Origin of the sequence: Pseudarthrobacter sp. fls2-241-R2A-127, assembly GCF_030209355.1 — a bacterium.
GTDB lineage: Bacteria > Actinomycetota > Actinomycetes > Actinomycetales > Micrococcaceae > Arthrobacter.
In genome coordinates this window covers 229,113-241,625 of the sequence record NZ_JARVSF010000008.1, presented here as the reverse complement: position 1 = coordinate 241,625, position 12,513 = coordinate 229,113, and the positions used below count along the sequence as shown (strand labels likewise).

Genomic DNA, 12,513 nt, shown 5'->3' with positions numbered 1-12,513 from the left:
GTCACAGTCCTTCTTTGGCGGATAACTTGGTGGTCGGTGGGGCGGGGGTGAGTTCCGGGGCTATGCCAACGCACAGCCACGCCGTGATGTGGCGGGCCATGGCTTCCTGGCTTGGTTTGGCGGGGGAGTCCGGCGTGCTGAGCCACTGCTCGCCGGCGTTGCGTACCAGTCCGATGGCCGCGCGGGGCCAGAAACCGATGAGGGTTTCTCCGACGTCACCGAGGTGGGAGCGCATCGGCTCAGCGATCATGTCGGCAATGGCATCGAAGAAGTGGCCCAGGGCGCCGGCCCCCGTCGCCGGAGACGTCGGTCCGGTGGCCTCGCCCGGGGTGTAGCTGGTGACGAACGCATAGACGCTGGGACTGGTGTCTGCCATTTGCAGGTAGGCCGAGACCATTGCCAGCAACCCTTCGCGCGGCGTAACCGCACTTTGGGCGGCTTCTTGGATGCGGTTCTGCATCTGGCTCAGGACTACTTCCCCCACTGCCTGCTGCAGGCCGGCTTTGTCTCCGAAGTAGCGGTAGAACACTGACTTCGAGGTTCCGGCCGCCGTGGCGATCTCTTCCATGGACGCATCGCTGCCGAGGGCATGCACTGCCCTGCGGGCCTGCTTGATCAGCTCCCGGCGGCGTTCCTCGCGGTGGCTCTGCCAGCGTGCGGAACGGCCGTCTGAACTGGCGGCAGATGGCGGCGCAACGGTGAGCGGGAGGCCGGGGTTGTGGAAGTTCACGATACCCAGCGTATCAGGTACGCTGGGTATCGGTAACCGCATGTGAGCAGAGGAGCCACCCATGTCCATCGACGGACAGTCCACGCCAGCACCTGATGAATCAGTTCGAGCAGCAGTTCCCGCGCCGCGCAGGGCGGTGATTGTTGGCGGCAACAGAATCCCCTTTGCCCGGGCCGGCGGCGCCTACGCAAAGTCCTCCAACCAGGACATGCTGACCGCAGCCCTGGATGGCCTGATCGCACGGTTCGGACTCCAGGACGAACGAATCGGACAGGTTGCCGCAGGAGCCGTCCTCAAGCACAGCCGGGACTTCAACCTCACGCGGGAAGCAGTCCTTGGGTCCGCCCTCTCCGCCGAAACACCGGTCTACGACCTCCAGCAGGCCTGCGCCACGGGATTGGAAACTGTGGTGGGGCTGGCCAACAAGATCAAGCTGGGACAGATTGATTCGGCCATAGCCGGCGGCGTGGATTCAGCCTCTGATGCTCCCGTGGTGGTCAGCGAGGGACTCCGCGACATCATCCTGGACCTCAACCGCGCCAAGACGCTTCCGCAGCGGCTGCAGATCCTGAGCCGGCTCCGGCCGAAGGACCTGGCCCCGCTGGCGCCCGGTACGGCAGAACCGCGCACCGGCCTGTCCATGGGAGAGCACCAGGCACTGACCACCGCGCAGTGGCAGATATCCCGCGAAGCACAGGACGAACTGGCGCTGAACAGTCACCGTAAACTCGCAGCCGCCTACGATTCAGGTTTCTTTGACGACCTGTTGACTCCCTACCGGGGACTGACGCGGGACGCCAACTTGCGCGCTGATACCTCAATGGAAAAACTGGCGTCGCTGAAGCCTGTGTTCGGCAGGAACCTGGGCGCCGGCGCCACCATGACGGCCGGTAACTCCACCCCGTTGACAGACGGCGCCTCCACGGTGCTCCTTGCCTCCGACGACTGGGCTGATGCCCGCGACCTGCCCAAACTGGCTGCCGTGGTGGATGCCGAAGCGGCAGCAGTGGACTTTGTGCACGGCAAGGACGGCCTGCTCATGGCCCCGGTCTTCGCGGTGCCCCGGCTCCTGGCCCGGCAGAACCTGACACTGGCAGACTTCGACTTCTTCGAAATCCACGAAGCCTTCGCTGCCACCGTCCTGAGCACGCTTGCCGCCTGGGAGGACGAAGAATTCTGCCGCAACCGGCTCGGACTGGACGGCGCGCTGGGCAGCGTCGACCGTTCACGCCTCAACGTCAACGGATCATCGCTCGCAGCGGGGCATCCTTTCGCCGCCACCGGCGGGCGGATCGTGGGTTCGCTGGCCAAGATGCTGCATGCAAAGGCGGACTCCCAGGGGCGTCCGGCCCGCGGCCTGGTGTCTGTGTGTGCGGCCGGCGGCCAGGGCGTCGTCGCAATCCTGGAATCTGTGTAGGGGGCAGTCATGACGGATACATACACCCAGTTCGTGAACAGCGGCCCGGGCCGCAGCGTGGCGAGGAAGCTCGGCCTCCCGCAGCCCGCAGTGCTCCGCCGCTACCAGCCAGGCCAACCCCTGGTCGTTGGCCCGGTGGTCGTCGTCGGCAACAGTGCCGGGGCGGACAGCCTGGCCAGCGAGCTCTTGTCCTGGGACCTCGATGTCCGCAGGCATGCCGTTCCGGCTGAAAAGCTGGGCGCCATCATCCTGGTCCTGGACGAGCTGGAGCACCCGGCTGACCTGGAGCAGCCGGTGCTGTCAGCGGCAGGTTCGTTACGGGACCTACGCGCCGGCGGGCGGATCATTACGGTCTCCCGGCCTGCAGCGGGCGTTACTTCCCCCGCGGCCGCGGCTGCCCGCCAGGGCGTTGACGGTTTCCTTCGGTCTCTGGCCAAGGAGCTGCGGGCGGGCGCCACGGCCAACGGTGTGCTCCTTTCGGATGGCATCACCAGCACGAGCCCCAGCGCACTGGGCGCCATCAGGTTCTTCCTTTCCGGCCGGTCGGCATTCGTTGACGGACAGTTCCTGCACATCTCGTCGCAGGACGGTGCGCTTCCCGCCAACCCGGACAGGCCCCTGGAAGGCAAGGTGGCTGTGGTGACAGGCGCCGCCAGGGGAATCGGCGCCGAGATCGCCCGGACGCTCCACCGCGACGGCGCCACACTGGTCCTGGTCGACATTCCGGCGGCGGGTGACCACCTGGCAGCTGTGGCCTACGAGGTGCGGGCCACGGCGCTGCAACTGGACATCAGCGGCGCCGACGCCGGTGCGCGGATCATCGAGCATGCTGCGCAGCGGTATGGCCGTCTGGATATCGTGGTGCACAATGCCGGGATCACCCGGGACAAACTGCTTGCGAATATGGACCACGGCCGCTGGAACTCCGTGATCAACATCAATATCGAGGCCCAGCTCAGGATCAACGAAGCCCTCCTCGCCTCTAACCACTTCCGCTCGTCACCGCGGATCGTTTCAGTTGCTTCCACCAGCGGCATCGCCGGTAACAGGGGACAAACCAACTACGCCGCCTCCAAAGGCGGCGTGATGGGAATGGTACGGGCCACCGCGCCGCTGCTCGCCGCCAATGGGGGCACCATCAACGCGGTCGCTCCCGGATTCATTGAAACCGAAATGACCGCCCGGATCCCGTTTGCGGTCCGTGAAGTGGCGCGCCGGCTCAACTCGCTGCAACAGGGCGGACTCCCCACGGACGTGGCGGAAACGATTGCCTTCCTGGCCAGCGACGCCGCGGGTGGAATCAACGGGGAGGTGCTGCGGGTGTGCGGGCAGAACCTGGTGGGGGCATGACGCTCCAGCAGCCAGTGATCCTGGGTGAGATGCCGTCGCTTTCCAAGCTGTACGTCAACGCCGCCGCCCAGGCGGCACGTCGAAGGCTCCTTGGAACGCATGACTCGGCCGACCTTCCGGCCGAGAGCCACGAAGTCAGGGGCGTCACGGTGGACGTTGGAAACCTCACGGCCTACCAGCACCTGATCGGTGAGACCGCCAGCGACGTCCTTCCGGCCGGCTTCATCCATGCCCTGGCTTTCCCCCTGGCCATGAGCGTCATGAACCGGGATGACTTCCCGCTGCCGCTCCTGGGGATGATCCACCTGCGCAACAGTGTTGAGCAGAGGGCGCCACTGGTCTTCACGGACGCCCTGGACGTAATCGCCAGGGTAGAGAACCTTCGGGGCCACCGGGCAGGCACACAGGTGGACGTGGTGGCTGAGGTGAGACGCGCGGGCTCAGCAGAGATCCACTGGCGCGGGGTGTCCACTTACTTGGCCAAGGGGTTGTTCCTTCCCGGCATCGACAAACCTTCCGCGGCCGCACAGAAACCCGAGTTCATTCCGCTGGCACCGACGGCCCTGTGGCACCTGGGGGTGGATACAGGCCGGGCGTACGCCGCGGTATCGGGTGACTTCAATCCAATCCACCTGAGCGTGCTCTCCGCCAAGGCGCTGGGGATGCGCCGGTCGATAGCCCACGGAATGTACCTCGCCTCGCGTGCGCTCGCTGACGTCGGTCCGGCCCGCGGTGACTCCTTCAGCTGGAACGTGGACTTTGACGCGCCGGTCTTCCTGCCGTGCCGGGTAGCCCTCGAGATCAGCACCGATCAGGCTGCCTCCGGTGCGTGGAGGCATTCGCGGTTCGTTGCGTGGAATCCGCGGTCAGGGAGGCGCCACTTCAGTGGCACCGTTTCAGCACTTTAGGCGTTGGAGCGCCCGGTGGTTCGGTCCTTTGGCCTGAGGGCCCGCAGGATGCGGTGCAGGCTCAGGAGAACGGATTCGGAGGCGGGGACTGTGCCCTCTTCCGCCTGCCTGGCGGTGGTGGCGGCCATGCAGGCTTCCACCGCCGCCTTGGCGGCGGCATAGCGGCCCTTGCGCCCGTCGTCTTCGCCCTCGTCATCGATGGACAACAGTTCTCCGGTCGCCGTGATAGCTGCGGCCAGCGGTTCGGTGTCCTCCGGGGGGATGTCGTATGGCAGGTCGCTGTTCCAAATTACGTCGGAAAGAACGTCAGTCATGTCCTGGATATGGAAGGTGACCTGCTCCAGGTTTTGAAGGTCGCGGTAGTCCTGATCGATGTCCCTTGGGTGCAGCTTTCGCCGCGGGTTGGCACGCCGGCTGGCGTCAGCTTCCTTGACGAGGTGACGCACGGACCTTGCGGCGTCGGACAGCTCTTCTGACCTGCGCGACCACTCCTGGTGTTCCGGCGGCCATTTCTCCGTGAGGGCCGCACCCATGTCGGTCAGTTGCCTGCCGAGGGCGCGCCTAAGTTCCAGCAGGCTGGTGGCGGCCGCGTTCAGGTGAAGTGGTGGAAAAATCAGGAAGTTCACGGCGATTCCCACCACGACCCCCGCGGCCATTTGCAGGAGGTATCCGTAGGAGAAGTCCTCGGCGTTCCTGCCGCCGACCAGCAAGACCAGCAGCGCCGCCGTCGGGATCCAGTCACTGCCGGAACCGATGCCGGGCAAGCCGCCCAAAAGCACCCCGACGCCCATGAAGAGAGCCACCGTCAGGGGTGAGGGATCGGAAATGCTGACCAGGATGAACGCCAGGCCTATCCCCACCGCCAAACCCGCAATGGCCTGGAGCCCGTTCCGTACCGAGCCGGCGACGTTGTGGTACATGGCAACAAGGGCGCCCAATGGCGCGTAGTACGTGTAGTGCGACGCTGCCCCCGGCATCAGCGGAGCGATCGTGAACGCCAAGCCTGCCGCGAGCGCCGCTTTGGCCGCCAGTTGCAGCCGTTGTGCTGCGAAAGCAGCGGAAATCCCCTCCACCGCTTGTTTGAGAAGTTGGGTCCCCCGAGCCCACCGTGCATCCGGTCGTGCTTGAGTATTGCCCATCCGGACACAGTAGGGCCGGGATCCCCTCAGGACAAGCCGGCCGCGGAACGCCGCACCTCGGCGGCCAGCCGGTGGGCCCTTCCCGGGGTCCGGCCCTCCTCCTGGCGGCGGGGGATGTAACCGAAGCCAAGGCCGTAGGAGGGGTCCGCAAAGCCAAGGGCAGCGTTGGCTCCCTCGTGGCCGAAGGCGCGGTGGCTGCCGAAGTTCCTGGACGGGTGCGGTTTCATGAAGACGACGGCAAAAGCGTTGTCGAGCCCCGAGGACCGGTCAAGGCCCCACACCTGCTCCCGGGACATAGCCTCGATGGTCTTAGCCGCGAGGAAGGGCCGGCCGCCGTCGACGCCGGTTGTTGCCGCGGCATAGAGGCGGGCCAGCCCGTCAGCGGACCCCACTCCTCCTGCGGCTGACATGCCTGCTGCGCGGACTGCCCGGATGTTCGGCAGTTCCATGACGGTGCTGACGGGTGCGTTGCCGTTAATGCCCTCCAGGCTAAGCGGGTCCACCCAACCTTCGTCCGGGGCGTCCTGGTAGAGGACATCCCGGTACCGCGGTTCCTGCTCTTCCGGAAGGCCGAGGAAGAAGTCCACGCTGTGGGGCGTCCGGATCCGGCTGTCGTAGATATCCTGCAACGTTTCGCCCGCGGTGCGACGGCACAGCTCCTCCATGAGAATTCCTATGGTGAGGGCGTGGTACCCGAACTGCCGCCCCGGCTCCCAGAGGGGAGGTGCGGCGGCGAGCCGCGCCGCCGCTTCAGGCGTGGTGAATTCAGTGAGGCCGAAACCGCCGTCGATTCCCATCAGTCCGGCCTGGTGCGAAAGTGCTTCCCTGACCAGCAGCCTGTCTTTGCCGCAGGCGCCGAATTCCGGCCAGTAGTGGGCCACGGTACGGTCCAGTTCAAGAAGGCCGTCCTGGACCAGCAGTGCGATGACCATGGCGCCGACGCCCTTTGAGCACGAGTAGGCCCCCGTTACCGTCTCCGGCTCCATGTCCGGGCCTCCGGTCAGCCTGACCACCTGCCGGGAGCCCTGGTACGCGGCCAGCTGCGCACTGTACCGGGGATCCTCGGCGAGCAGCGACTCGAACAGTGCCAGCACGTTCCCGTATCCGGGGGCCACATACCCTAGGGAAGTCTGCATGCCTCCAGCATAAGGGAAAGCGATTTCCTAGTTCGGGTTTCTGCCTAGCCCTCGGCTCCGTGTCCGGCCGCGACCTCTTCGCCCGGCCGCACCGGTCCCGGGGGAGTGCCGTCTCCAAAGGGCCGGCCACCCAACGACTCACGGTCGTGGTCCTCAAGCCATCCCCGCAGGTCAGGGCCGGACGGAACGATGCCCGTGGGGTTGATGTCCTCGTGCACGACGTAGTAGTGCCGCTTGATCTGGACGAAGTCAATGGTGTCCCCGAAGCCGGGAGTCTGGAAGAGATCCCTCGCGTACCCCCACAGGTTCGGCATCTCGCTCAGTTTCTGTCGGTTGCACTTGAAGTGGCCGTGATAGACGGGATCAAACCTGGCCAATGTGGTGAACAGCCGCACGTCCGCTTCGGTGATGGAGTCGCCCACGAGGTACCGCTGGCTTGAGAGCCGCTCTTCGAGCCAGTCCAACGCAGTCCACAGGCGCTCGTAGGCCTTATCGTAGGCCTCCTGCGAGCCGGCGAAGCCGCAGCGGTAGACACCGTTGTTGACTTCCGTGAAGACGCGCTTGTTGACCTGGTCGATCTCCCCGCGCAGATGCTCCGGGTACAGCTTCGGTGCGCCCGGCCGGTGGAAATCGACCCATTCGCTCGAAAAGTCGAGGGTAATCTGCGGAAAATTGTTGGTGACGACCTCGCCGGTTGGAATGTCCACCATGGCCGGGACGGTGATACCACGCGGGTAGCCGGGGAAGCGCTTGAAGTAGGCATCCTGGATGCGTTCGATGCCCAGGACCGGGTCCACGCCGCCCGGGTCCAGGTCAAAGGTCCAGGACCGGGCATCGTGGGTGGGCCCGGGCTGGCCCAGGGAGATGGCGTCTTCAAGGCCAAGGAGCCTGCGGACTATGACGGTCCGGTTGGCCCACGGGCAAGCCCGGGCGGCGATGAGCCGGTACCGTCCCGCTTCCACGGGCCAGCCGGGTTCGCCGTTGCTGCCGGGAGCGGCATCGCGTGTAATGCGGTCCTCGATGTAGTTGGTGTCACGGGTGAACTCGGCGCCGCCGGTCACATAAGCCCCGCGGGTGCTGTGCTCCGTGCTGTCATCCGTCGCTGTGGGAGTGCTCTCGGTTTCCTGGCTCATGGCTCTAGCGTATGCGCCGGCCCCACCATCTATGTGCCGCCAAGGAGGATCCGGGAGACTGGCAGCCAGGCGGCGAGCCAAGAGCCGGCCACGATGACGCTGAAGATCGCGATCCAGACAACGGACGGCACGGAGGTTGCGCGGTACAGCAGGTAGGCGTCGGAACTTCCCAGGCGGTCACGACGCCGGAGGTGGACGTGGGTCAGTTTGGCCAGGTCCCGGACCGCGGCTACGAGTAAGGCAACGCCGAAGATGACGGCCGCATGCGCGGCAACCGAGGCCGTTGCCAGGAACGTGAGTCCTCCGGCGCCGGCCATGGCGGCGATCGTGATGAGGAATCCCGCAAGGTTGCGGAGGAAAAGCAGTGAGACCGCAAGCAGCACCATGCTTACCGCCGTGGCCGCGGCACCCCACCCGGTAACTCCGCACCACACGAAAGCGGCGCCAACGAGGGCGGGAACCGGATAGCCCCAGAAACACGACCAGGCAGCGGCCAGGCGGCTCCGGCTGTAGGTGGTGGTTGTTCCCGAGTGGTCCAGCCGGAGCCGGATCCCGGACAGCCGTTGGCCTGAGGTCACAGCGGCAAAGGCGTGGCCCAGTTCGTGGACGGCCGTGGCAAGGAGTCCAAAGTAGCGCCAGGAACGGCGTGGAACGGACAACGCGGTTGCTGCTGCCAGGGACAGCAGCAACTCTAACCAGGTGACATTGGGCACGGCGGCCTGGGAGAAGGCGGCCGTAAAGGTGTTCCATACGCCCAAGGGGCTGTCCAACGCTGCCTCCTGGCTGCCGGGTCGTCGTCGTAAGTTCTTGACCGCACGTTACGCACTTTGTCTGGGCGAATGCTTAAAACCGGAAGGCACGCCTTTAGAGGCGTGCCTTCCGGATGGTGTTCGAGAGGTTCCGTGCGTTTCCGCCGGAACGTTGGCTTCTTAGCCTTCGCACTCGGTGCAGTAGCTGTGGCCGTCTTTCTGGCGCGCAATCTGGGAGCGGTGCCGCACCAGGAAGCAGGAGTAGCAGGTGAATTCGTCCTCTGCCTGCGGAATCACCTGGACTACGAGCTCCTCAGCGACGAATTCGCCGCCAGGGACGCCGGCGCCATCCAGCCCGTCAGCCTCGTCCAACTCCTGCACAACGCTGCGGGCGTCGGGAGCATTTGCTGACTGGAGCTGCTCAAGTGAGTTGTCCTGCGATTCCTTGACGTCGGAACGCAGTTCATCGTAATCGGTTGCCACTTTAGGTGCTTCTCTTTTCTTTGATTGGCTGTCGGGTATGAAACGTACAGCATCAGGCCCGTATTCCCCAACAGGAAGCGCCGCGGTCCTTGTGGGTTTAGGCGGCTTTGATGTGGATCTGCGCGGGGTCAGCTTCCGCGACAAGTCCTAAAATTGTGACTATGAGCACTGAGCTGGAAATCGCCTTGGTGTTGGGGTCCGCCCTCTTATGGATGGCGGTCACTCTGACCATCCTGTCCGCCATCGACCGTCCGGAACGCAAAGCCCGGCGGCAGGAGCGGCGCGAGATCCGGACAGCGAAACGTCGCGTCCACTACCGTCCGGCCGTGGCGGGTTCGCGTGTCCACCGTCATTCCCACCCCCGCAGGCTGCATCCGCACTAACTGCGACGGGCGACGACCGCCACCCGGTGACCAGCCCGGCGGCGAGCCTGCCCGGCGTGGGGGGGGCGCCGCCGTCGTCCGCCCTTTCTCGCCCGTGGGCCGTCGCTGGTCGTGGCAAAGTTGCCCGGATAGTCAAGTCTTGACGAGGTTCACCCGGACCGCCGACACTTTGCCGATGGGAGTTAGCGAAGAGTTGCGGGCCCTCAGCGAAGTGGTGGACCGGTTGGCGGTAAGGTTTCCCACCCTGCCCAGGGAGCAGATCGAGGACGTCGTGCAGCAGGAGCACAGCATGCTTGACACCGGAAGGGTGCGCGCCTTCATACCGGTCCTTGTCGAGCATGCGGCGAGGGACCGGCTTTCGCAGTAGTTCCCGGACAGGCATCGCCGCCGCCTGTCCCCGCAGGTCACGGCGCGACGTCGATAAGCACCTTTCCGATGACGCCCTGCTCAACGGCGTCATGGGCCGCCGCGGTCTCCTCGAGGGGGAAGCGGGACAGCGGGAGCCCGAAGTCTTCGCCGACCCGAAGCGCACCGGCTTCGAGCGCTTCGGAGACAGCAGCCACCGCGTTTTCCTTCTGCTCGTCGGTCACGGTGTAGGTGAGGATGAATTGCAGCCGGACGTTCTTGGTCATGCTTTCGCGGATGGGCACGGTCAGTGACTCGCCGGGGTTTGCCGCATAGACGGCCACCGTCCCGCCCGGCTTGAGCACCTCAAGGTCCACCTCGATGTTCGCCGGGGCGTTGACGTCCACGATGGTGTCCACACCGTCCGGGGAGGCCTCGCGAACAGCACTGACCACGTCATCCGTCCGGTAGTTGATGATTGTGCCGGCTCCCGCCCGCCGGGCCAGTTCCGCTTTATGATCCCCGCTGACGGTGGTGATGACGGTTGCCCCGGCCCATCGTGCCAGCTGGATGGCTGCGTGTCCCACGGCTCCCGCACCGCCGGTGACAAGGACGGACCGGCCGGCAAGGGCCCCGGGGGCGAGCCGGGACGGGCCGCCTTCCATCGAGGTAAGGGCGCGGTGGGCCGTCAGTGCGGGGATGCCGAGCGAGGCGCCGGCGTCGTAGGACTCTCCGACAGGGAGGGCCACGGCCTTCGCGGCCGGCACGGTGACGTACTCCTGTGCGGTTCCTTCGTTGCCACCCCATGCGACGTCCCAGAGCCATACCCGGTCCCCGACGCCCAACCCGTCCACTCCGGAACCCACGGCATCAATCACCCCTGCCCCGTCCTGGTTGGGAACCTTGGGCGCGTCAAGCCTCCTGCTCCCGCTGCCGGAGCGGGACTTCCAGTCTGTCGGGTTTACTCCGGACACCAGCAACCGGACCCGGACCTCGCCCTGGCCGGGGTCTGCCATTGGTTTGTCGCGGAGCTTCAGCACCGACGATGGGCCAGTCTCTTCGTACACGATGGCTTTCATGTCTTCTCCCAATCCGCCCTTGGCTGCAGTTACCGCTCCAACTTACCGCGGCCGCACAGTGCCCCGCGCAGCCGTCTCCAGCCAACGGTTGGCGGTTCCTGTGGAGCAAAACCCGGACCGGTCCGGCAGTTAGAACCGGCGTGTGCCGCGGAGGGGGCGTGGCCGGCCGTCCGGGTCCACCACAAGCCGGTACAGGGGATCCGCCCAGAGCCGGTGGAGCGGCGGCAGGGGCTCTATGGTGTGGCGCTGCACTTGTCCGGGAGGCCGGGGCGCGCGGCGCCCGTCGCGGTACCACTGTGCCAGCGCATCGGCAGTGCTGTTCCACAGGTCCAGGCCGGCCATTCCGGCAAGGAGCCGTAAGTTTTCGGGGTCCAGCCCCAGGTGCTCGGCCCACAGCTGGATTCGGAGGTCCCTTGCCAGCGGCCCGGGAGCGGCAGGTTGGTTGGCTTCTTCTGCGCGGCTGCCGCTTCCGGAGGTATCGACGACGGCGCACGTGAGCTCGCTGTCAGTGGTCCAGGACCGCCGGTTGAAGTTGTCCGATCCGCAGGTGAACCAGGTGTCGTCGATGATGCAGATCTTGGCGTGGACATAAATGGGGATGCCGTCGCTGTTCTCCAAGTCGAACACGCCGACCCGGTCCGGCGCGGCCCGCCGGAGCATGGTGATGGCACGCAGTTGGCCCAGCCGCCTGGGTGGCCCGCCCAGGCGGCCATCAGAGTCCGGGTAGCGGGGGACGACGATGATCACCTGCAGCCCGGGATTGCGCTCCAACGCCGATGCGATGCCGGCCGCTACCTCCCTGGACCACAGGTACTGGTCCTCGATGTAGATGAGGGAACGGGCCAGGGAGAAGGCCTTCGCGTAGGCCCGGGCTATGCTGCGCTCACCGTCGGGAGCAAACGGGAAGGGCGGGTGTTTCCGGCCATAGGTACGCAGCAGCTGTACCGCATGCGGGCCCGCCGGCGGCGGGGGAGGGGCGGCGGCCGGGAGTGGCTTGGGATGCCGGGGCATCCGTGCCAGGCGCTGCAGCAGCATACGGTATGGGGTGTGTCGGTCGAGCGGGTGGGGATCGTTCCAGCGTTCAGCGAAGACCGCCAGGACATCAGCCACCACTGGGCCGCGCAGCTCCAAAGCTGCATCGTGCCAAGGGGGACGCCCACCGTATGCGGGATCCATTTTTACCGCTTGGGGGTCACCACTGTGGCGGGCGTCGTCCCGGCGGCTGTGTGACAGGTCAAGTCCGCCAACGAAGGCAACGTCCTTGGAAGGGTCGTCGCGACGGCGGATGACCACCAGTTTTTGGTGATGGGAACCAAAAAGACGCACGCGCTGGTCCAGCAGCGCTTCACCGCCGGCATCGTTGATTTGCCGGCTGAGGAGTTCGTTGGAGCGCCCGCTGATGGGTGCCGATATCCGTTCCCCATGGGACCGCCACACAAGTCCACGGACTTCGACCCCGGACCGGGCCAGGCCCGCCAGCACCGCGCCAATCGTTGGCCCGTCAGCGGACAATCGTTCGTCTGCGTCCCCGCGCCAGTCCGTGAACCACACCCGGTCGCCGGCCTGGAGCGCCTCCAGTTCGTCGTGCAAGCGGGAGAAGTAGGATGCTCCGTGGATCAAGGGCCGCACCAGGTTTCCCTCTGACCACGACCCCGAACCAT

General features: G+C 66.0%; 13 protein-coding genes. 5 read left to right on the top strand and 8 right to left on the bottom strand.

Features of this window, described 5'->3' with window-relative positions; translation table 11 throughout:
- Position 1 precedes the first annotated feature (1 nt).
- Positions 2–730 (bottom strand): TetR/AcrR family transcriptional regulator, encoded by a 729-nt coding sequence (locus QRN53_RS05750; protein ID WP_285243051.1) that lies wholly within the window; start codon positions 728–730, stop codon positions 2–4.
- 61 nt (positions 731–791) lie between these two features.
- Between QRN53_RS05750 and QRN53_RS05745 the strand changes: the two genes are divergently transcribed.
- The 3 genes from QRN53_RS05745 to QRN53_RS05735 are packed head-to-tail and all read left to right on the top strand — an operon-like array spanning position 792 to position 4,405.
- Entirely contained in the window at positions 792–2,147 is a 1,356-nt protein-coding gene (locus tag QRN53_RS05745) for an acetyl-CoA C-acetyltransferase (RefSeq protein WP_285243050.1), read from the top strand.
- A 9-nt stretch (positions 2,148–2,156) separates the two neighbouring features.
- Positions 2,157–3,497 (top strand): 3-oxoacyl-ACP reductase, encoded by a 1,341-nt coding sequence (locus QRN53_RS05740; protein WP_285243049.1) that lies wholly within the window; start codon positions 2,157–2,159, stop codon positions 3,495–3,497.
- Positions 3,494–4,405, top strand: coding sequence for a MaoC/PaaZ C-terminal domain-containing protein (locus QRN53_RS05735; protein ID WP_285243048.1), 912 nt, complete (start codon positions 3,494–3,496; stop codon positions 4,403–4,405). Before QRN53_RS05740 ends, QRN53_RS05735 begins: the two co-directional genes overlap by 4 nt.
- Here the strand turns inward: QRN53_RS05735 and QRN53_RS05730 are convergent.
- The 5 genes from QRN53_RS05730 to QRN53_RS05710 form a co-directional block, all read right to left on the bottom strand.
- Positions 4,402–5,478, bottom strand: a complete 1,077-nt coding sequence (locus QRN53_RS05730; RefSeq protein WP_285243047.1) for an FUSC family protein — start codon at positions 5,476–5,478, stop codon at positions 4,402–4,404. The two genes, QRN53_RS05735 and QRN53_RS05730, sit on opposite strands and share 4 nt — an antisense overlap.
- 92 nt (positions 5,479–5,570) lie before the next feature.
- A complete protein-coding gene (locus QRN53_RS05725; RefSeq protein WP_285243046.1) occupies positions 5,571–6,680 on the bottom strand; it encodes a serine hydrolase domain-containing protein in 1,110 nt (369 codons plus the stop codon).
- 44 nt (positions 6,681–6,724) lie between these two features.
- Positions 6,725–7,813: a glutathione S-transferase family protein gene (locus tag QRN53_RS05720; protein ID WP_285243045.1), complete on the bottom strand. Its 1,089-nt coding sequence runs from the start codon at positions 7,811–7,813 to the stop codon at positions 6,725–6,727.
- A 29-nt stretch (positions 7,814–7,842) separates the two neighbouring features.
- Positions 7,843–8,583, bottom strand: a complete 741-nt coding sequence (locus QRN53_RS05715) for a M50 family metallopeptidase (RefSeq protein ID WP_285243044.1) — start codon at positions 8,581–8,583, stop codon at positions 7,843–7,845.
- A gap of 159 nt (positions 8,584–8,742) precedes the next feature.
- Complete coding sequence (locus QRN53_RS05710; RefSeq protein WP_018761323.1) at positions 8,743–9,045, bottom strand: DUF4193 domain-containing protein; 303 nt, start codon at positions 9,043–9,045, stop codon at positions 8,743–8,745.
- 161 nt (positions 9,046–9,206) lie between these two features.
- Here QRN53_RS05710 and QRN53_RS05705 point away from each other — a divergent pair, with 161 nt between their 5' ends.
- Together QRN53_RS05705 and QRN53_RS05700 are read left to right on the top strand one after the other, a co-directional pair.
- Positions 9,207–9,428: a hypothetical protein gene (locus tag QRN53_RS05705; protein ID WP_285243043.1), complete on the top strand. Its 222-nt coding sequence runs from the start codon at positions 9,207–9,209 to the stop codon at positions 9,426–9,428.
- Between the two features lie 175 nt (positions 9,429–9,603).
- A complete protein-coding gene (locus QRN53_RS05700; RefSeq protein WP_285243042.1) occupies positions 9,604–9,795 on the top strand; it encodes a three-helix bundle dimerization domain-containing protein in 192 nt (63 codons plus the stop codon).
- Positions 9,796–9,832: 37 nt separating this feature from the next.
- Here QRN53_RS05700 and QRN53_RS05695 read toward each other — a convergent pair whose 3' ends face one another.
- Both QRN53_RS05695 and QRN53_RS05690 read right to left on the bottom strand, forming a co-directional pair.
- Positions 9,833–10,852: an NADPH:quinone reductase gene (locus tag QRN53_RS05695; RefSeq protein WP_285243041.1), complete on the bottom strand. Its 1,020-nt coding sequence runs from the start codon at positions 10,850–10,852 to the stop codon at positions 9,833–9,835.
- A gap of 129 nt (positions 10,853–10,981) precedes the next feature.
- Positions 10,982–12,481 (bottom strand): phospholipase D family protein, encoded by a 1,500-nt coding sequence (locus QRN53_RS05690; RefSeq protein WP_285243040.1) that lies wholly within the window; start codon positions 12,479–12,481, stop codon positions 10,982–10,984.
- Positions 12,482–12,513: the final 32 nt, after the last annotated feature.

Coding starts and splice junctions, on each gene's coding strand:
- QRN53_RS05745 (WP_285243050.1), top strand. CDS start 792: ATGTCCATCGACGGACAGTCCACGCCAGCACCTGATGAATCAGTTCGA.
- QRN53_RS05735 (WP_285243048.1), top strand. CDS start 3,494: ATGACGCTCCAGCAGCCAGTGATCCTGGGTGAGATGCCGTCGCTTTCC.
- QRN53_RS05700 (WP_285243042.1), top strand. CDS start 9,604: ATGGGAGTTAGCGAAGAGTTGCGGGCCCTCAGCGAAGTGGTGGACCGG.
- QRN53_RS05705 (WP_285243043.1), top strand. CDS start 9,207: ATGAGCACTGAGCTGGAAATCGCCTTGGTGTTGGGGTCCGCCCTCTTA.
- QRN53_RS05695 (WP_285243041.1), bottom strand. CDS start 10,852: ATGAAAGCCATCGTGTACGAAGAGACTGGCCCATCGTCGGTGCTGAAG.
- QRN53_RS05740 (WP_285243049.1), top strand. CDS start 2,157: ATGACGGATACATACACCCAGTTCGTGAACAGCGGCCCGGGCCGCAGC.
- QRN53_RS05725 (WP_285243046.1), bottom strand. CDS start 6,680: ATGCAGACTTCCCTAGGGTATGTGGCCCCCGGATACGGGAACGTGCTG.
- QRN53_RS05720 (WP_285243045.1), bottom strand. CDS start 7,813: ATGAGCCAGGAAACCGAGAGCACTCCCACAGCGACGGATGACAGCACG.